Raw genomic sequence first — 19,927 nt, 5'->3', positions numbered from 1 at the left:
ACCGGGCTATACCCGGTCAGATGGTTATTTGATAATAGCTCCGGTAATAGGATCTGTGTAAACTGATCCTACTTCGCAGATTGCTGGTCTTGGTAAGTATGAACAATCAACATTTTCTGCTTTCAAAGCCTGAGTATTCTCTTCCCTTGCTTTTGTCATGTTGACATCACCACCCATTGACTCTAATGCTCGTTCAGATGGTAACTGTGCATTGTCATTCTTATATGGTCCCATATTAGCAACTGAACTTTCTGTAAATGTTGCATATTCATCGGGGACCTCCCCTGCTACAACGGCAGATTCAATATATTCAGTCATGTCTATTTTATCCCAGTCAAGTTGCTGAACCTGTGAGATAGTTAATCCAACACAACCACTTTCTATGGGATTAATACCTAATTGAGGATATGCCTGCTGCATTATAACACGCGATAATAACGAGTTGTAACAACACATATCCGTTGCTTTTTTAATACATTTCTTTGTGAATCCAACGTTAAGATATTTAACACAACGGTCGGTATCAATTACAAAACATGCTCCTTGATTCTTGTGTATTGATGCCTCCATTTCCTTTTGATCACAGGCCAGAAGCATTTCGAGAAGCATTTTTGTTATTTGATAAGCTGTATAAATCCAACCAATAACATTCAAGGCCAACATAAAGTTGGTAACAGCTGAGGAAAAAACAGCCTGCCCGGCTGCACTTGCTGTTTTATCAAAAACAAAGTCCCTAATTGCGTCGGGCAACATGTCGTAAGCTTTATTCATTAACTGCTGTTTAATTGCAGCGAGTCCTCCAGTCTGTAACCCGTCTTTAGTAAGCTCAGTTGCGGCTGCTGAACCACCCCCCTCTACTGTGGTAGATCCAATCAGTCTAGAAACGTTGCCTGTAACTGACTCATACACTGACGTTAGCGGTTCGGTCACTCGTTGCCACATTTGCCCCACACTTGACGATACTCCGGACGTCCATTGCCCTACTGAATTGGTCATAGAGGCCCAGGTACCGGATTCGCCTCCAGTCCAGGACGTCAACTTAGCTGATATTTTACTCCAGTTTGTATTTCTCAACATGGTACCTGCCAGGATAATGGCTTCAAGCTTACCGGCGGCTCCTTCAGGAGCTTCGCAGCAGTCAGTTTTTGCGAGTCCATTAACAAAACCTACGGAGCGACCGCACCATTGCTTCTCACCAGAAAAAACAATGCATGAGTTTGAATCATTTGGGTCGCTGCACATTGCGTCACCCTGCATATTCTGGACCATGCTTGTGTAAGCAACCACTTTTCCAAAGTCTTTATTTTCTTCATTAGCACCAGTATTACACGTACCACCAGCACATGGGATCATTCCAATACATGTATTAGATTCGTTTGTAATAGTTACTGTTCTTGTTGTGCCTTCATCACAAGTCCATTTTTGTTCATACATATAACATTGATTTGTCCCAGCATCGAACCATCCTTCAGCACAAGTTTGTTTTGTCATTGTGCATGAGTTATTTGTTGAATATTTAGAACAAGCATCTGGCATAGATTTTATCTGATCGTAGTTGTAGCAGGCATCATTTCCATTTTCATCCTTCAGAATATTACCTGATGCATCATACTGGCATAGTTTCTCCTGACCTAAAGGGTCACAAAAATACCCCTCAAGGTTTGTTTTCCAGGTAAGATTACCCTGATCACCATCATAAAGAGGAGATGCATATTGAAGTATCGACTGTGGTAACCGTTTTGTTCCAACGTCAATATCTGCGAATCGTTCAAACCGACAGAATGAATCAGGTTTTTTTACCGCATCATAGCAACCAGGAGGTTCCTGAATGTGTTTATCCTCAAGCTTCATATTCTCAAAAACCAGTTCCACCTCGAAGTAACCTTCACCATTACCTCCTACCCATACCGTGGAGGACATTTCTACTTCATGGTCTGATTCGTTATATACAGAATCTGCAACCAGACTGGTTATATCAATAGGTTCTGACAATTTATTGGATTTGTTACGCTCCATTCCATTCCTGGGAGGCCCATAACCAGGTTCACGATAATCACCATCAATATGAGCGAAAATTTGTTTTCCATCGAGGCTGACCTGCATATGGTCATCCCACTCTGCACTGACAATACTTGCTGATTTTAATATCGCATCCTGGTGGAAATGTAACGTCATGCTATTGTCATACACACCACCGGTCCAATAGTCATTTCCTCGCTTACCGAACCAAACGCGAATACAGCTATCACCACAGACACTCAGGTCCCCATTCCCGCCAGATATGTACACGGGAACACTAAAATCACGAGTTATCGTACAACTGCTGTAATTATCTTTTTTGGGAGCATTACAGTAATACTCCTTATAATCTGGAGTGTGTTTGTCAATTGTTGAAGTAGTTGTCTGCGTTGAGCAATTCTGTAGCCACTGCCCCGTTCCGGCTGCTGCATTGGCAATCTCGCTTCTTCCACTCGTGAACATAGGGTCATTTGGTGAAATATTAGGTATAGGATTCGACTTGGTAGCCGCCACCAGCGACCGGTAGGCCTGGCCGTCATAGCTGTTTGCTGTAAAAAGCTGACTTTTCCTGTTTTTTATATCCTCTACAAACCCCTTCTTATCCCCATAACTATCATCTGCATTAAACTGAACATCAGCATTATTTTGCTCTGAACTGTACATTTCTGCCGTATTGGTGCCCGTTATTTTGCCACCAGCATTAGGGTTAGGTGTAATTGATATACTTCCATCTTCATTCCGTGAAAGTAACTTTCCTCCATTTTCAGTTCCATTAATTGTTATGTTATTCCCACTCATCTTTGGAAGTGAAACTGTTCCTGCTATATCAGCTCCGTCTGTTTTTGCAAAGTTTAATACATCCTCATTAGAAAACTGCTTACCACTGTACTTACTCATATCAACACTTGAAGAGCCAGTATTGTCGTATGAATTCAGTTTCTCAGTGTATGAACCACCTTCACTACTCTTATATTTTTCCAGAATATCATCTGTCGTAACTGTTGCGGTTCTGTTTGCAGCGGGGTTACTCAGGTCAAAAGTATTTTCAAGACCCTCATATATTTCGTTTGCGGCATAAACCCTTGGGGTCAATACCATGTTTATCAGGGTGACATAGTATGCCCAACTCAGTGTGTTAGTTATTATTGATACGGATAAAATCAAAGAAATAATTTTTTTCATATGTTTTACCGTTATCAAGGGATATATCTAACGCAACAGTCATTATATCTCCACAGCATATATACGTAGTTATTAACACCTATTCGTTTACGCCCGCCTTTTCTAGTGGACCAGTCATGGACTGAATCACCTAATCGATGGCAACACTCAGGCCCCTCTGCTTCCGGAACGGGGTATAACATCGACAAACGATATTGCGATCTTGGCATGAAGTAACTAAATCCTCGCTCACACATCGCATCCTTACCCATCGTTTGCATCAGCATTCCTTGTCTGTGAAGCTTTGTTATCATTCGTTGTGTCAGTAAAGATGAAACTCTGACTGAATCGTCGTTCGCAAATACGTGGCCGGTTAACGGATATAGATTGCCATCGCATCCGGCGCAAAAGTGTGCACTCAAGTTATCTGCCCCTGCAGTCACTTTGACGCAGTCTGCTGCACACCACATAGAAGCAATAGGGTTTGCAAACACTACAGCCTCTGGATTCAGAACGAGCGTAAGAAGGTCATTTTCCCAAAGAGGGTCTACCTCACTTATATATGTCAGAGACGGATCAATGTATGGCTCGGCCGTACAATCCCCCATGATGAGAAGCTTTAGCATGACCAGTATCGGGAATTCCCATAAATGAACATCATAAAACCCCGCTTCGTTACCACCTTTCGGTTTATTGGTAGCGCCTTTGCCCATGTCAAAACTCGATGCCTGCAGGCTTACACCTTCGAGAACGGGTGAACACCAGGGGGACTGAACTACTTCAACCATTTTTACTGGTTGAAAGAACGAAAGCTGCCAGCCAACCTCAGGAACCCCGTTCTGGTCAGTACAGAAACAAACAGGTTCTGAAGGGGCGGCTCCTTCTGGTGCTTTACCTACTCCCATAATTCTCATTGGGAAAATACAGCTCCAGCAAATATTTTTGATCAACCCTTTCCATACGCCTGCTGATTGACAAATTCCACTACCGTTTTCTGCACCAATTGCCATACCAGGTAGCGCGAGGCTTAGCATAATTGCTGTGAACGCAGGTAAAAGTAACTTTTTAATCATTGCGTCACCTCTTTTTCTGATTGCTGATTAATTCGGGTGTACTCGCGCACATCAGCTTGGGCAAATTGCTGGACTTTGAAATATGTGTTTTCAACGGAAATAATTGATGGAGTGGCTTTGATTAGAAAACGGTTAATGATTTCAGGGTTGATTTTGTACATTTGTCCATAAAACTGTCCACGGAGCTCTTCCAAATGTTTCCAGCCATCTTCACGTTTGATTCGCGTAAAGACAGGCATGACCTTTCCTTCTCCAAAACGGTGCATAAACTGTATCTTCGCCCAGGTTAACTGCTCTGAATTCATTGGGTCGAAGATGATCATGGTAAGTTTCTGAGGTAATTGTGCTAAAGGGTTACCTCTTTGACCGGCAGCTGCCAGAAGATTTCCTTGATTATCTTTAATATCTTCGTTTACCTGAATAGTTGGGTCGATATACCAGATTTTATTTTCGTCTGATACAGGAAGGGTGGCCATCCATTGATTTTGCCATGTCGATTTTAATGCATTCTTCTTGGCCGCTTCCCAGTCATATTTGTTACTACGCTCCTCCAGTTCCTGTATTATGCTCTTCTCTTTTACAGGGAATGTTTGGGCAGTCACCGGGAAGGATGTTTTTTCAGGGTTTTCTTCTATCTGTTTCATGAAGTACTTGATGTTAATTGACCCGCTGATCTTATAGGTCTTATCATCTTTTTTGTAAACCATGGTTGGAACTTCTTTAACGCTATACTGCGTAAAACTTTCCGGGTCGAGAGTGACTAAAGGTTCATTTTTTATTTTTGCATTCGCTATATAATTACGTAACACTACCTGCATCTGAATTAGGTTTTCAACACCATCCTTAAGTCCCCGGAAAACAACGCGTGCATTATTTTCTGATGCCGTTTTAATCACGTCAGTCAAAACATAATCTGGCATGCTGAATGATGCAAATATCGTCAAACCATTATCAGTTGATAGTTCTTCATTTTTATTGTTATCCAGTTTTCGTTCAAAGTCCTGTGCTGTTATTCCCGACTTCCCGAACATTTTTTCTATGCTTGATGACTGCGTTCTCATCGTTTCGTTTTTTGTCTGATTTATCTTTTCAGCATCCTCTGAAAACACTTCAGTGGGTTGGTTTTGCTTAATGTCCTTAGCTACTTCACTCATGGTGTTCGCTTCTCGTAACTTACCTGTATGTTCAATTACAGCCCGGACGCTGTCAGATACAGAGCTTGGATTGTAACGAGGCGTAGCGACGACCGATTCCATACTTTTAGTTCCTGCAGGTTCAGCTGAGTCACTAGCATGTGTAAGAGGAGTTACTAACAGACAGCAAAAAAGTAACTTTTTGAGGCATTCAGAAGATGGCATATGCTTTTCCTGTGATTGTCGTTTCTGGTACTGTTCCCCAAAAACGGGAATCCCATGAGTAGTCGGTTTGTCCTACAACAAATATATGCCCGGCGGGAACCGTCACTTCTCGGTTCAGGATTTCTGGTGCAATTTTATATTTTTTCACAATACGGCTTCCATCGACCGGGAATAGACGATCTCCGTTTTTAACGTATGTATCGGTAATCTGGATTTTGTCCCCTCCCTTCCCCGCGACAATTTTTATTACTTTATCGCCAGCCTTAATGAATCTCACATCCCTGTCCATTGTAAAGTTAATCATATCTCCTATTTCATATTGCTTGTCGTGGTTATCCACCATGTAATATTCAGCAGGAATGCAACCATAGAGTAGTCCGTGGCCCAGCGTGAACCTGGAAAAAAATAAATGTATCAATACAGAAATTATAACAAAGTGCAAAATTAGTGATTTATCGACTTTTAATAAACCCCTACGTTGAGGTGAAAGATACCTTAGCGACATCAACATATAATGTGTCCTGAGTGATTATTTCAGATCATTATGCCCCAATGGTGAGTAATTTTTTCCAGATAACAGGAGGAATTTCATGATTTACATAAAAAAATAGCCCCTGATTTAAGGGGCTATGGGCAGTATCCGGTTTGGTATGATGTCAGTTATTTAGTGTGATAAAACTTGTTGCCGTATCACCACTGTCATCATAAGCAGTGATTGATACCACCAGCTTACCTTTATTTTGTGACTTTGACAGTGTAGCTGTGCTACCAAAAACCCCGCGAACCTGGTCATTAACTTTCCATACATAACTGGATATCTTTCCATCCGGGTCATTACATTTAGCCGTAAAAGCCCAGCTCAGCGGTGTTTCTGTATAAGTCAGGCTACAATTCGGTGGTGTGTTAGGTATCACGTCAAAGTCGACCGTGACACTTCCTCTCTGGCCCTGCGTACTGACAACATCCATTTCCAGCTTGTAGCTGCCCTCCATAATGTTCTCAAATGTCTGGGACCAGTAGTTTTTTCCTCCATCTACAGCTTTGCCATTCAGCTTAAAGGAGACACTATCAATGCTGTCAGCTGAGTGAGCTAGTTTTACACTCGACCTCATAGATAGATCTAATGGTGCCCTCATGAACTTGTTTGAATATTTGGGGTTAACCGTAATCTCCATTGGGTTCTGTTCGTTTACAACGAAAGTATATTCAACTCTTGCCTCATTATTACGGTTATCTTTCAGAACATAGGTTAGTGTATGCGTTCCTGACTTGAACACCTGGAACACTTTTTTCCCATTAGTATCACTATCGAGTGTCATGACATCTTTGTTGTATTGCCAGTCCTCAGTGAAAACTACACCTGGATAGGTAACATCCACTCCCGTTACCGATACTGCCAATTCGGATGGGATCATTGTGTATTTGAGCTTTGTATTAAGGCGAGGCTCAGGGAATTTATATACCCATGATTTCACGCTAATCGTGCGCTTCGCTAATGTCCTTTCCTTAGCCTCTGGCATGTATGCCTGATAGGTAAACGCAGCGTAACCACGTGCATCAAGCATATCTTCGGTTAGCACTGTATCGAGAAGCCCGCCCTTCTTAACGCTCCCATCAGGCAGTATCCACTCCTCTAAAACCTCAGCATCAGATGAGTACTCAGTATTTGGGTTCGTGTAAGTTCCCTGCAAAGTTACTTTTTTGCCAACCTCTACTTGCGCGTTACCCTCAACCTTTACTGACAGTTTCTTGTGCTTAATGACGGTTACACGAGCTCGTGTTTCTTTCCACGCGGATGTACCGGCCATTTCATCGGTTTCGGTATATCGGACCTTCGCAAAAATATACTTCGGGACCTCCGAGGAGGTGATCGTGTATTTTACTCCCCCTTCAGTCCAATCTTCGCCATCTTCAGACCATTGCACGTCTACAGCACTACCTTTGATTTCTTCATTGTTGTCGGTCAGCGTTACAGGGATACTGTGCCCCTCAAGAACCTTCCCTACCGTGATAACCGGCTTAGGTTCTCTGTACGCGACTACAGTGAGATTATCGGTATATGATGTTTTACCCGTGTATTTGTTCGTTAATTTTGCACGATAGAGCCACTTGCCGACCTCTTTTTGTTTGATACTGACACTCCGAAGACCAGTCATATCCTCAAGAGTACTCCATGTAGATCCATTGTTACTGGAGATCTGCCATTCAGTCGGGCTAAGTGAATCATAATCATCAGTACTTTTTGTTCTGAAAGAGACCATTGCCGAAAGTGGTACACGGCCAACAATAAGCGATTTAGAAAGCCCCCCTTCTAGGTCAGCGCCTTTATAGACCCGGATACTTGTTGTGGACGTTTCACGTTGGAGTTCAAAGTCATCAAACGGGCTCCTTACTGTTGCTACAGCAATAATCCGGTGGCTACCCAGAGTCAGATCATCCATGTTAAGCTCACCAGCTGCAATCCCCTCTGAATTGACTGCCAGCTTGCCGGTCAATGGAGTTCGTTCAGAAACGGAATAATCTTTACCAGTTTCAGCATCTGTCACCCATTTTGAAGTAACTTTGTAAACCACTACATCCCAGTTACCCATTGTTTTTTCGTCGTATAGAGTACAACTACAGCTGTTATTCCATTGACCAATGTTAACCGACACAGGCACTTTGAGGCTCGTTGCCGATTTACGCTCTTCTACCTTCATGTAAGCACGAATGCTGAAGTTAGGAACGGTATACACTTTGAGAATACTGGAGGACTTAATACTCGGTTCGTTCTCATAGGCAACATCAATGTTGACGTTGGTTTGTGTCCATAATGGAGCTGCTGGAACTTTAATTCGCTCGGAATAAGTTACAGGCGTGTCACCACTCGATTTGTTCTTATAAGTCGTCGTTTCCGTATCCTGACCCTCAACCTTAGACGTCAAGACAATGTTGGCCGGTACCGACTTCGCCAGAACTTTTGCCGCATCTCCTCCAGAGATATAGACCAGAGCGGTATTTTTTCCTAAGGTACTAACCGTTTTACTTAACTTGTAAGAAATCTCGGGCGCGAAAGGTTCTACTGCCGGGATCGTTTTACGGTTATGAGCTGCAAGAGCTTTTGAGCCTTTTGTGTTTATCACATAAACGTTGTAATCAAGGATGTTATCCCCAACTTTAGAGAAGTAACCCGTCAGGCCCGGCACTTTAGATTTAGAGTAAAACTCCATACCTGCAGGAACGTTGTTCCACTGTACATAACAGGCAGTAGCGTAAATCCCATTGCCGAACTGACCAAGCAGAGCCTGAGCGTCTTCCTCAGTAGAGAATATTTTGCAGGTATTTCCTGATTGTTGCGTTACCAGAGAGGTATAGGGACGTACGTAACTGTAAATTGTGGATGCTGAGTCGATGGACTTCAGGGTGAAGGTCATCGGCATGTAGGTGAAATCAATCGAATAGGTTTTAGATATTCCATTAACGTTTTCAGCTACAATTGTCAAAGTATGTACTTTGTTTGTTTCCAGGGACGTCATCTGATTTAAACGATAAATGCCTTTCACATTAGTTGGGCTGTATGAGGCCATGACATTATCAATAGCAACGCTTTTTATATCGGCCACACCCTCTTCGCCCTGGAAGGCTGCAATAACGATTTCATTCAGAAAATAGACTTGATCCCGCTTAACGAGCTCCGCACCTTCCTTGTAGACAGTAACTGTGGGCTCATCTGAAAGTACTAATTTCGAGTCCGGCTCTGTATAACTTGAGTCGTTTCCGGCCGTGTTTGCGACAGAGAAAGTCGCAATGTAGGACGCACTGGCAAGATCACTTATATCAAAGAAATAGACATATTTCCCGGCAACTTCCTGATACCCAGCAACTGGCTGCAGAGTTCTCCGGGAAGGGGTAGACCAAATTTTGTTAAAATTGAGTTCAGTACCATCGTCCAAAGTAACTTTTGTGGTTGGCGAGAAGCTACCATCAGGAGCTAATGTCAGCGACATTGCCGCTGGTTTCCACCAGTCACCTGTATCAGACTTTGCTGGAACCGATACAGCAACAGCGATGGTTTTCGGACCGACAAAGATGTCTTTATCACCAACTTTAAAAGCCCTGGCTTCTTTAGATACGTTCCAGAAAGTGCTATCGACTGCCGGAGCACGGTAATCCCAGCTTAGTCTCACATTAGCTGCGATAGGTGGGGAAAAAAAGTTATTAGCTGAGTTCAATGTTATGGCTACATCACGGCTGCTGAAATCGGTACTGCCGTCACTGATACCTACGCTTCCAGTCGTGATAGAGCATTTTGATGCGCCAGCCGCGATAGCACATGATGTTCCGGAACCGACAGAAGCAACCATGTCGTAATCGCGAGGCTCCACAGAGATCTCAATATTTGAGAGAGTCTCGTTTTTTATGTATGAAATTAGTGTGGAGCCCGAGGTGCCGTTACTCATTGACCCTTTAATACTTGAAAAAACAGGGGCTACGGGTTCTACAGTCTTAAAAATATACTCCCCTTCACGAACAATCACTTTTTCTCTTTCTGAGCCTGAGTAGTAGGCGATCTGCCAGGGCAATTTAATGTCACCTGCAATTGCGGGGTAACCCTTGAGTGAAAAGCCATTGGCAACCGGCATACCGGAGTTATTAGGTAACCACTCGAAAACACATTTCAGGCTTCCAGCCGTGCTTTTGACATTAGGGTCAGAGGATATATCGCATCCATCCGAAACTGGTATGGCAGTTACAGTGTTTTCTTTTACAAACGCTGTATTTACTTGTGGTGATGTCGAAAATTTGACATCAGGTAAGGCGGTCTCTAAGGTCCCGGAAACCATGATAGATTCTGCGTTAGAAACAGCACTGAACACAGAACAGAACATCAGCATTGAGATTTTATTAATTTTTGTCATGGGAAGCTCTGTACGTAGTTATGCCATAGTTGCACCTACTGTATCTTATGAGGAGAGTGTATTTACCGAATTACGTGAAGTGTTTTTTTTAAAATTTCGCAAAACGCGTTTGCCGTCAGGTAAAAGTTACTTTTGGGATCGAGCGCTTGCATTTAGACGCATGCACGTAAGTATCGTATCGGACGGTAGGCCAGGATTTCGTGATTGAATGACTGACAGGAGGAAAAGTCCTAACCTAAGGCAAGCTGAAGGTTCTATACTAATTTTATGTACGAAATTGACTCCACTTTCGGTCTTGTCTATGGCAAGAACCCCACCTTCCAGTATAGCTGTTAGTTTTCCGTCAAAAGTTACTTTTATGTTTTTATAGACTCTCTTCCCATGATGCATGGTTTTCTTATCTTTAAGCGCTGCTTCTGGAGTAAGGTGAAGAAATGCCATGCATAAAGTTATGACTTCATCGTCACTAAGCTTTGTTGAAATGCATTTACTACCTGTCCAGTCAAAAGAACCAGACTTTTCTGGCGATGGACCGGTAAGTATCAGGTTAACGTCACCATTGGATGCTGAAGTATTGAGTTCAAGCGCAGCTTTTCCGGAGTTAAAAACCTTCTCGTTTCTGTATTGCAACTGCGACGATGAATCTTTTGTTAGATTTTCCACCATATATTTTTTTCACCTTCGTTTACTAAGTTTTTAATAAGCCCAATGTATGTGCTTTCACCAGAACGCTTCATGGCAATAATATATGAATTAGTTTCCAGTATTAGATAGCTCCCCGAAGGTGCTCCGGACGGGAGCTCTTCAGTAGTTAGTTTTTTTGTGTACTCGCTCTTTACAACTGCAGGTATGTTGTTAATAAGAATTGTTTTATTATCAACTATCTGAAAGTTTAAACTGGTTTCATCTCCAGAAAGGCTTAAAGCGCGTACCGATTTTTGTTTAAAGCTTAACAGGCTCTGCTCGCCCATCAGTAGTGAATAAAAGAAAGCAAGACAAATAATAGGTAATACGAATAAACTGACTTTTTTAAAATTAATTTTCATCGTTATCTTCAAACCCCCCTTGAGTTTGGCAGGCCGTAATGTAAAGAAGCCTCAGTTGATGTAAGAAATTGCCTGCCGTTGCTCCACCGACAAATGTTATCAGCCTGTTAATCCTTGTCCCGGCATCCTCAAGCTCAAACTCAGCAACTCCGCAATCAGACATAATCGTCATGGTGTTTTCATCCAGATCTTCATCAAGAGAAGGTGGAATAATAATAGATAAAATAACAGTGTCGACCGGCGCTATTTCCCAGTTGTGATCTTCGCGGGCCATAGGAGTAATCTGAATAAAGTAACCATCCAGAATCAAAGAAAGTGGATTATGAGAGGTTTCAGCAAAGCCAAAAGTATTTGGTGCTTCTTCGAAGGTTAAGCCAGAACGCTCGATAATTCTGAGTAGTTCATGCTTTCTTACCCCATGGTAAATCATGCCATCTGTCATCTGTAGTTACTCATGTGCTTTGATGGGAAGTATGTCGCTAAAATCATACCAAAAACAAACCGGTCCTACTTTAGCCAGAACGATAAAAAAACTTGTATTCGCAGTGGCTGCATAGATATATCTAATCTTAGCTTAACATGTAAGCTACGGATTTTCGCTTTCATCGACCATCTCCGTCGTGGAGACCCACGTTACGCAGCAAGGACAACAAAAGGGGCTATATTATTCACTTGTTCTGCAAAATCATCAATCAATAGCCACTTTTCTGAAGGTTTAAAAGTAACTTTTATCAGAAGCAATAGGAATTAGGTCACATTAGGGACAAGGTTTGTGATAAAATCACTCCGGCTGTATTTATCCATAAAAAACAATATGTTAAAGCATTGTTTTCATATCTTAAAACTCGAACATCAGGCTTAGACCTTATAGCTTAGCCAACTTTTTGTTTATGAATCATTAGAGTATATACTCCGTTTAAAACCAAACCTATGGTCTGACCAGTTTTGAGACATACGCCACTTCTTCCCCAGAACATCGTACAAAGAAATGTTAATCTGATACAGTCAAAAAAGTGTGTTTCACCATAACCTTACAGATTCTTAAAAAAAATACGGCAAAAATAGCATTTTGCCTCCAGAGTCAGCTCATATCTGTATGTTTGAAGGTATGATCAAGGTGAGGTGAAAAATGACTATTCTTTCAAATTTAAACATTGACCTGACTACCTTTAACGGACGTATTCTTATCGTAAGTGATCTGTATGGACACTTTGATTTACTGCGCATAGGGTTGTCACGCTTGACAGCTGTTAGCGACGAACTCGTTATTATAACTACCGGTAACCTTTTTGACTGGGGACCATCTGCTAAGAGTCTTTTAAAGTCAATTGTAGAAAGAAAAATTGGCGACCAAAAAGTCCATGTTTTTTCAGTAGTGGGCTTTCATGAGCTTCTCATGACTGATGCTATAACTCAAAAAAACAATAAAAACCTCCGCTATTATCCAGACACGCATACTCGTAAACACTGGAGAAGTTTGGGCGGTAAATGGCATGATCTATATGATCAAATCTTACTTGAGCGTGACATATACAAAATAGATTACCCATTGGTTATTAATGTAAAAACAAAGCACGGTGTTTACATAATTGGTTCGTCTGATATCCCCCAAGATGGAAGGGAATGGAAAGACATAATAGATACCCTAAACAAAATGGACAGTCAAAAACTGCGTATTATGGCAAGTAATATCACCAGGAGTCGGTATTTTCTTGATTCTGGCAAAGTAATAGACAACGTTTCGCTTGTAGTGTTAGGTGCGCACCAGCCTAAAGAAATTGCATATAGACAAAAGACTAACGCAGTGATTAATAAACAAATCACTTGCCTCTTCCCCAATGACTGGGATGGTTTATCCTCTGCTCCTTTGGATTTTAAAATAAGAATTCTTGATGTCACTGATACAGAACTGGGGCGTTTATATGAAATTTAAAATAGTATCCTGCCTGCTATGCTTACTGATGCCTGCGACTTATGTTCTAGCTGATTCACAAATTTATCTTAGTGCTGATATCAGTGTAGAGCAAAATAACAATATGTTAAATGCTAAGGTAGGGTATTTCAAAAGTAAAGATGAAAAAACAAAATTCATAAGAATCACAAATGAAACGGTCATCACACCATTAATGTTAACTTTCCCAGACATTGATTTTTCAATTGTCGCAAAAAATGGACATGGTACCATTGCATCAATAGGTAAAGATTTTGTGTGGGTCGAGCCTGGGAGTGACGTAGTTCTCCGTATTAATGAGGGGGTGAAATTTTACGATTTCATTCCTGTAGTTTATATGGTTGGGAAGAAGAAACCTAAAGTTCTAACAGTTGTGACGGGTAAAGAAATAAATGCAGCTAAAGAGTCCATTATTATCACCTATAAGGACTCTCCTGAATTTATTCGAGTTACCAATAATGATGTTGTACACAGTGTATCTAATTTTAATGAAGTCAGTAAAATTAAAAGTGGATTTTCTATTTTAAAAGTTAGAAGGTTTACATCAATAAATCTCGACAAAGAGGTGTATATTATTTCGAGAAATGGGATGTTAGGAGGTTCACAGTATTTCACAAAGAACCTCATTGCCTACCCTAACGAAAATATTATAATAAAAAACACCGGAGTGACTCATGTTAAAAAATAGCATAATTCTATTTGTAACATTGCTACTTTCAGCTTGCCAGCAGCCTTTAGATTGGCACAGGAATCTACCTGCGATAAGTTACACACCTGTTAAAACCATCGATGTACCGGGTAAACTTACAGCTAAATACACGGTTCACGTAGTGAATGCAGGTTTAGAAGTATATGTAATCATAGATAATGGATATAATGAGTTCATGATGATTGATAAACTCGCTTTATATGGGAATCGTTGTGGATATGAATCTCAGAATGAAATTATAATTCCACCATCATCGGTCAGTACATTTATGGTTCCAAATATCGCATTATTAGGGTTGTGCTATACAGATGATATTAAGATGGTTTTTGTAAGCAAAAAGTTCAATGGTTTATCTAGTGAGAACAAAAAAATGGCCGTTCCTGTAGAAGTGGCGATGCGGTTTAAGCTTACTTCAACTAAAAAATATGAGGAGTATGTTAATGTTATTTATAGCCAGTGGGATTAAAAACTTTTGTTTCGCTCTATTCACTTTAGTTTCTACAACTGGGATTACATGGGCCTTTTCCTACACTATAGATACAAATCCTCCTGGGGCAATAATCATTAACGTTGTCACAAAACAAAAAATAGGGGTAACTCCTGTAAAAGTAGAAATACCAGATACACAGGAAGGAAGAACATTTGGTATCTCATATAAGGACTACCGGAACGTTGCCCTCATGATATACAAACCAGCTCCAACGCCTGAGAGAGCCTTTACGAATAACCCCCCCGTTGTCGTCACAAGTGCCCTTCCGGGAGAATATCCGTTGGGCGTTAACATTGATGAATCACAGGATAAAGTCATTGTAGAATTGAGACCTGTAATGTCTGAACGCGTAAATATCCAATGAATAAAGGGGCATCAGCCCCTATATTCATTTATGCAACTAATTTTTTGGATAGCCCTAATTGAATTTGTTCCTGTTCATACACTCTATCTATAGCCTCTGCGTAGGTAAATCCGTCCTCAATAAGATTCCAGATTTTACGCCTGTCAGCAGGGTCTGTAGTAAAGCAAAGTTCCATTTTACGGTCTACATAAAGACGTACTATCTGCTGTACGTTTTCGAAACGAATCATGATTTCAGAAAAAACAAATTTTTCAGTTCTTATCAACTTCATTCTTTCATATTCAGATGCTGTTGCAGAGATATATTTGTTCTTTTGCATTGAATCGATCGCTTCCGGAGATTGCTTCATGATGAACTTCCATGGTGAGTTGTTCGCGATTGCAATTCCTATTGGAGACTTGTAGAAGTCTTCAAAACTCTGTGTAATACAGATACCTGCACAGTTAGTTTTTCGGAAGCGACGCCACGCAGCTTCTAGGAATTTAGTGAAGAATGTGACTGCAGCATCATCACCATTACTTTCACCTATGTATTCCCATGCCTCATCAAGAATAAACAGTCTACGTCGACCATCTTTCTTAATAAACATAGCGTGTTGTGCAGCCTGAATAATTGACATTAAAACAACCCACTGAAGATGCGGAGTTGGTTTAAGTTCCTCCAGCTCTAGTACAATAAACCGGCTATCAAAATCAATTGGTGGTAACGAAGTTGTAAATCTTTTCCCGTAAATACCGCCTTCACACCATGGACCAAGTTGGACGCCGATATCTTTAATTTCCTGTTTTTCTTGCTTTTTACATTTTTCTGCAAACCCAGTAACAGAAGGAAGATAATTATCTTCCGGGTTTTTTGCTTCTTCAACAATCAGTCGAATCATTTCGGCTTCTTGGTAAGAACTAATATTACCGTTGCTTGATGCCATTAGCTTTATTTGATTCAAGACCATGATTGTCTGAGATATAATGTCTGATTCCTTATTTGATCCTTCTGAATTCCCCGTTACTCCCTCCAATGATTCATCATCGGTGTATTTTTTAACCATGAAAGCGAAAGGGTTAAGAGAAAACTTAGCATCAACACCGAAGTCAATAAACTGAGAGTCTTCAAATTGCTCAGCAAGCCCCTGGTATGAACGTCCGATATCAACTACAAACACTTGAGCACCATCGGCAGAAGCATTAAATTTTCCGCTTAAATCAAGTGGAGGGGAAAATTTATCGTTTGTGAGTTGTTCTCTAATATCATCGAAATGATACAAAGGATTTATATGTTCACCTGAACACAGATAGTTAAGAATGATATTGTTTGCTGCAAATGATTTTCCCGCTCCCGATGTTGCACCAACGCAGACATTATAAGATGCCGAAGTCTCAAAAATATCAATCATAACCAATTGCCCTTCACGAGTGACAAATGGTATGACGGGGTTTTGTGTGTTGCCTTTCCATGGGCCAAAAATTGGAGCTAAATGAGCTGCCCCCGTATTTGTCATCACATCACCACGATCCATATCTCTGAATGTGGCAGGGTCATTGCAGAGAGGTAAAGCTGACATGACACCGGAAAAGCAAATATAACTATCGTCAACAACTGTGATTTTTTTTTCACTGTAGTAACTTATAAGGCTTTTCGCAGCAACTTTGACTCTATCCAAAGTGTTATCCATAACAATAAATGTCATGTAGGTTCTTAATAATTTGGCTTTGTCTTCTAACTCTCTGGTTAATGCCGAATAATCTTTATCCATATCAGCAAGACGTGGAAGGTATTTCAACACGATCGGGATTTTGGATTGGTTATCTGTAATTGCTTTATAACGCAGATACTCTTTTTGAATTTTCTTTTGATACGGAAACTGAATGCAGAAATTAATTATAAACGGTGAGAATATAGTTTTGCTTCCTGTCATCCAGTCAACAACTAATTCATATATAGCCCCAAAATTCACATACTCAGGGAACTTTGTCATAGACAAGTGTTTAAAATATCGTTGAGCTGTTTCTTCGCCATCAGCAGTAAGTGAAGCGAAATAATCTTCACCTACTTCAAACTTTCTTCCCGGAACGTTTACCTGCTGATTTAATGGCTGAAGAGAGTTCGATTCAAGTCCACCATACTTCCAGCGAGCATCTTTTCCAGGGTTAATAACTTTATCAACGCTGTACAACCACATATCAGCATCACCAGTAACCGGTGATAGACTAAGCCCTTTCAATTTAGCCAGTAAATCTTTATAAATTGCATCCAGCCTAATTGATTCTGATTCATTTGGCACAAAACTATTGATTGGTATTCTGACAGTTATCCAAAGCTCAAAGTTCCTGAGTTTTAAATCATCGGCATGGGTAATTTTTACACCATCAGCAACTTTCAACGGGTCATACTGACTCTTAGAAAGATAATCAAGTGAATATACGGTCAACAGGTCTGCTTTTTCATTGTCGCGACCTCCCATTCGATTACCGCGACGACGCAACCAACGTGAAAGTGACGTATTAACATCAGGCAATGCTACCAACGACATCTGCATAATGGACTCAGCAGGGAAATCCATTTTAAACAAATCAGTCATCAGGTTTTGTTGGTTGTCATACAATCCTGGAGATGGGTTACAAATGAAAAACATGCCCACCGCATTATCTTCCAGTAAAAAATATGGAACGTCTACCATTCTGTCCACTACAGGAATGAAGTGTCCAAGATTTAATCTTTCCAGTTCTTTTGCAAGACGAGAATTGTTCATACGTTTACCTTACATTCCGTGGTGCTATTCATTTCTTCATGGGACGAGCTAGAATGAGCCGGTGACTCCAGCAGCCGTTACACCTTTAGCGCTGCGTTGCTGCTGCTGCATGTTATCGCGAGCACGATCCTGAACTTCCAAAGGTACAATTCGGGCGGGATTTTTCAGTGCTGAATCTCCAGCGACCCATGTTTGTGGTTTGACATTGACATATACATAACCAGGTAGGTTTAACGCGTCGTTATCGTCAGTGTAGGGTGCGATAAGAACACGCATAACTTTACCTTGTCGCAACACAGCCAGAGGCTCTGGCGCAATCACTGCTTGTTTGGTTCCCTGCACCTGGTACTGACGCTCTTGATAAGCGCTAAGTGTTGGGTTAACTGGTTTACCATCAAACTCTGAATACAACCCTTTACCCGCCGGAACATGTTGCTGAGATACATAGCTTGCGGTTGTAAGTGGTTTAACCGGCTGCGGAGTGCCTGAAAATAACGGCTTTGGCCCAGTATTCACAACAGGTTTCTTAGGATACTGCACGCCCGGAGGAGGTGTTAATGTAGTTGGATACTGGCTATCCGCAATATCCTGCTTTCCCACATCACCTTCCTTCTTTAAATATTTGAGATCGTCATGATTGTTGGTTGCTTCCATAATAGCCCTAGGACCCATGCACAGTACCCCCTCCTCAATGCCGGGACAGGAACTTTCAGATTGTCCGATGCAACCAGATAATGCTGATACTGCAGCAACTGACATGATGAGTTTTATGAAATTTTTCATATGTGACCTTTATTTATCAAATGGGTTTTGCAGCAAAGGTTGTAAATTCACTTTCAACCAGGCTTTAAAGTCTGTGGGTATCCCATTTCCTAAAAGCCCATCTTCGCGAACAACAGAGGGTGTGCCTTGAACGTTATAAATAGATGCAAGATATAAACCTGTTATGATCGGTTCTACAGAGCAGTCAGTCAGGCTTTCATGTGGAATAAGACGAGTATTAATATCGCTTACTTTACCTAATAATGACTGAAGTATATCGTAATTAGTTACTTTACCGGCTTTAACAGAACACCACATCTGCTTGACTCTCTTTGCTGCCTCTCCTGGACTCGGTAGAATTACAATGTCAAAACGCACATCGTTTTTTATTTCATTCATTTTTCTGAGGAAAGCAACACAATCAGCACAGTCCAGTGTAATAAATATCACTGCCTGACGTTTTAGTGAGGGGTTTCCAAACTGTATGGTAAAGGAATCCTCAGTTCTGAACGGTGCTTCACTCAACGGTAAAAAGTAACTTTTCCTGATATCAGCAATTGTCTGTATCTGAGTCTTGCGGATTACGTCATAGGCTTTACCTTCGGAAAATGAGTAGCGACCTGTTGTTGTAACAATCGTCAAACCACTTCGTTGATCTTCAAATAAGAAAAGTCCACCAGTAGGCAAGTAAATTGCATCCTTCGCCTGGTAGGCCCCTAGCTTGTTTACCAAACCACGTGTCGACTGATTCAGAGCAAGACCGTTATCAGATGCTGCACGCGTTAATGCAGCAGCATCTGCATTGTATTGACCATTCGAGAATGAATATGATGAGTGTAGTAATGCAATCAAAATGAGTAAATTGAAAAGTAACTTTTTCATATTACTGCTTTTCCTCAAACATTTTCGGGTTTATTCCATATTCAGCGAGTTCACTCTCAACGTCTGAGTCGCTGATGTAAGAAATTTCACTTACAGATGACGGTCGGGTAATCACGTAATTCATATCAAGGACAAGTACATCTCTGGCACGGTAAAGCGCCATTAGTTTACGGATATAGGGTATATAATCGTTATTATTTCCGTTATGTGCTTTTAGATATTGTTCATTTAGTGCTGAAGGGTTCAGCACTGCGATTTTTACGGACTCATTAAATAGGCTGAATCTTCCATCTATTTGCTTCCAGAGAAATACAACAACCCCAGAAATAATTGCAGCCAGAATGATAAATTTCAGCGACTTTTCTGCAAAAGAGTATGATACAGAAAATGTCAGATTTTTTTTCTCTTTGACATCTTGATCAAAGTCAGCGTCATTATGTTCATTTTTATTATTCTGTTCAGTCATAG

At 41.0% G+C, this 19,927-nt stretch carries 16 protein-coding genes; 4 read left to right on the top strand and 12 right to left on the bottom strand.

Features of this window, described 5'->3' with window-relative positions; all coding sequences use genetic code 11:
- Positions 1-24 precede the first annotated feature (24 nt).
- The 8 genes from traN to ABLV17_RS16615 all read right to left on the bottom strand — a co-directional run bounded on the left by traN (position 25) and on the right by ABLV17_RS16615 (position 11,997).
- On the bottom strand, positions 25-3,201 hold the full coding sequence (traN, locus tag ABLV17_RS16650) for a conjugal transfer protein TraN (RefSeq protein ID WP_348854478.1): 3,177 nt from the start codon (positions 3,199-3,201) through the stop codon (positions 25-27).
- Between the two features lie 14 nt (positions 3,202-3,215).
- Positions 3,216-4,253 (bottom strand): IncHI-type conjugal transfer protein TrhU, encoded by a 1,038-nt coding sequence (trhU, locus tag ABLV17_RS16645; protein ID WP_009652382.1) that lies wholly within the window; start codon positions 4,251-4,253, stop codon positions 3,216-3,218.
- Entirely contained in the window at positions 4,250-5,611 is a 1,362-nt protein-coding gene (locus tag ABLV17_RS16640; RefSeq protein WP_348854477.1) for a TrbC family F-type conjugative pilus assembly protein, read from the bottom strand. The genes trhU and ABLV17_RS16640 overlap by 4 nt, the downstream gene beginning before the upstream one ends.
- Positions 5,598-6,122 carry a signal peptidase I gene (gene lepB, locus ABLV17_RS16635; protein ID WP_348854476.1) on the bottom strand — a complete coding sequence of 175 codons (525 nt, stop codon included), beginning with the start codon at positions 6,120-6,122 and terminating at the stop codon, positions 5,598-5,600. The genes ABLV17_RS16640 and lepB overlap by 14 nt, the downstream gene beginning before the upstream one ends.
- A 145-nt stretch (positions 6,123-6,267) precedes the next feature.
- A complete protein-coding gene (locus ABLV17_RS16630; RefSeq protein ID WP_348854475.1) occupies positions 6,268-10,509 on the bottom strand; it encodes an Ig-like domain-containing protein in 4,242 nt (1,413 codons plus the stop codon).
- Between the two features lie 126 nt (positions 10,510-10,635).
- On the bottom strand, positions 10,636-11,175 hold the full coding sequence (locus tag ABLV17_RS16625; RefSeq protein ID WP_348854474.1) for a plasmid transfer protein: 540 nt from the start codon (positions 11,173-11,175) through the stop codon (positions 10,636-10,638).
- Positions 11,160-11,555 (bottom strand): hypothetical protein, encoded by a 396-nt coding sequence (locus ABLV17_RS16620; RefSeq protein WP_348854472.1) that lies wholly within the window; start codon positions 11,553-11,555, stop codon positions 11,160-11,162. The genes ABLV17_RS16625 and ABLV17_RS16620 overlap by 16 nt, the downstream gene beginning before the upstream one ends.
- Positions 11,545-11,997, bottom strand: coding sequence for an HtdA (locus ABLV17_RS16615; RefSeq protein ID WP_348854471.1), 453 nt, complete (start codon positions 11,995-11,997; stop codon positions 11,545-11,547). Before ABLV17_RS16615 ends, ABLV17_RS16620 begins: the two co-directional genes overlap by 11 nt.
- Before the next feature lie 687 nt (positions 11,998-12,684).
- On the opposite strand from ABLV17_RS16615, the gene ABLV17_RS16610 reads away from it, so the two are divergent.
- Genes ABLV17_RS16610 through ABLV17_RS16595 form a run of 4 tightly spaced genes read left to right on the top strand, consistent with a single transcriptional unit; the run spans position 12,685 to position 15,069 of the window.
- Complete coding sequence (locus ABLV17_RS16610) at positions 12,685-13,488, top strand: TrhO (protein WP_348854470.1); 804 nt, start codon at positions 12,685-12,687, stop codon at positions 13,486-13,488.
- On the top strand, positions 13,478-14,194 hold the full coding sequence (locus tag ABLV17_RS16605) for a hypothetical protein (RefSeq protein WP_348854469.1): 717 nt from the start codon (positions 13,478-13,480) through the stop codon (positions 14,192-14,194). Before ABLV17_RS16610 ends, ABLV17_RS16605 begins: the two co-directional genes overlap by 11 nt.
- Positions 14,181-14,681 carry a hypothetical protein gene (locus tag ABLV17_RS16600; protein WP_348854468.1) on the top strand — a complete coding sequence of 167 codons (501 nt, stop codon included), beginning with the start codon at positions 14,181-14,183 and terminating at the stop codon, positions 14,679-14,681. Before ABLV17_RS16605 ends, ABLV17_RS16600 begins: the two co-directional genes overlap by 14 nt.
- On the top strand, positions 14,656-15,069 hold the full coding sequence (locus ABLV17_RS16595; protein WP_348854467.1) for a trhZ: 414 nt from the start codon (positions 14,656-14,658) through the stop codon (positions 15,067-15,069). Before ABLV17_RS16600 ends, ABLV17_RS16595 begins: the two co-directional genes overlap by 26 nt.
- Positions 15,070-15,097: 28 nt before the next feature.
- Here ABLV17_RS16595 and ABLV17_RS16590 read toward each other — a convergent pair whose 3' ends face one another.
- The 4 genes from ABLV17_RS16590 to ABLV17_RS16575 are packed head-to-tail and all read right to left on the bottom strand — an operon-like array spanning position 15,098 to position 19,925.
- On the bottom strand, positions 15,098-17,815 hold the full coding sequence (locus tag ABLV17_RS16590) for a TraC family protein (protein WP_069476742.1): 2,718 nt from the start codon (positions 17,813-17,815) through the stop codon (positions 15,098-15,100).
- A gap of 48 nt (positions 17,816-17,863) precedes the next feature.
- Positions 17,864-18,598 carry a TraV family lipoprotein gene (locus ABLV17_RS16585; protein ID WP_071984201.1) on the bottom strand — a complete coding sequence of 245 codons (735 nt, stop codon included), beginning with the start codon at positions 18,596-18,598 and terminating at the stop codon, positions 17,864-17,866.
- Between the two features lie 9 nt (positions 18,599-18,607).
- The gene (locus ABLV17_RS16580) at positions 18,608-19,459 is read right to left on the bottom strand and encodes a DsbC family protein (RefSeq protein WP_348854465.1); all 852 of its coding nucleotides are present in this window, start codon (positions 19,457-19,459) and stop codon (positions 18,608-18,610) included.
- A gap of 1 nt (position 19,460) precedes the next feature.
- Positions 19,461-19,925, bottom strand: coding sequence for a hypothetical protein (locus tag ABLV17_RS16575; RefSeq protein ID WP_348854464.1), 465 nt, complete (start codon positions 19,923-19,925; stop codon positions 19,461-19,463).
- Between the last annotated feature and the right edge of the window lie 2 nt (positions 19,926-19,927).

The organism is Klebsiella sp. CN_Kp091 (genome assembly GCF_040065095.1).
Classification (GTDB): domain Bacteria; phylum Pseudomonadota; class Gammaproteobacteria; order Enterobacterales; family Enterobacteriaceae; genus Klebsiella; species Klebsiella aerogenes.
This window is presented reverse-complemented; position numbering and strand designations above follow the sequence as displayed.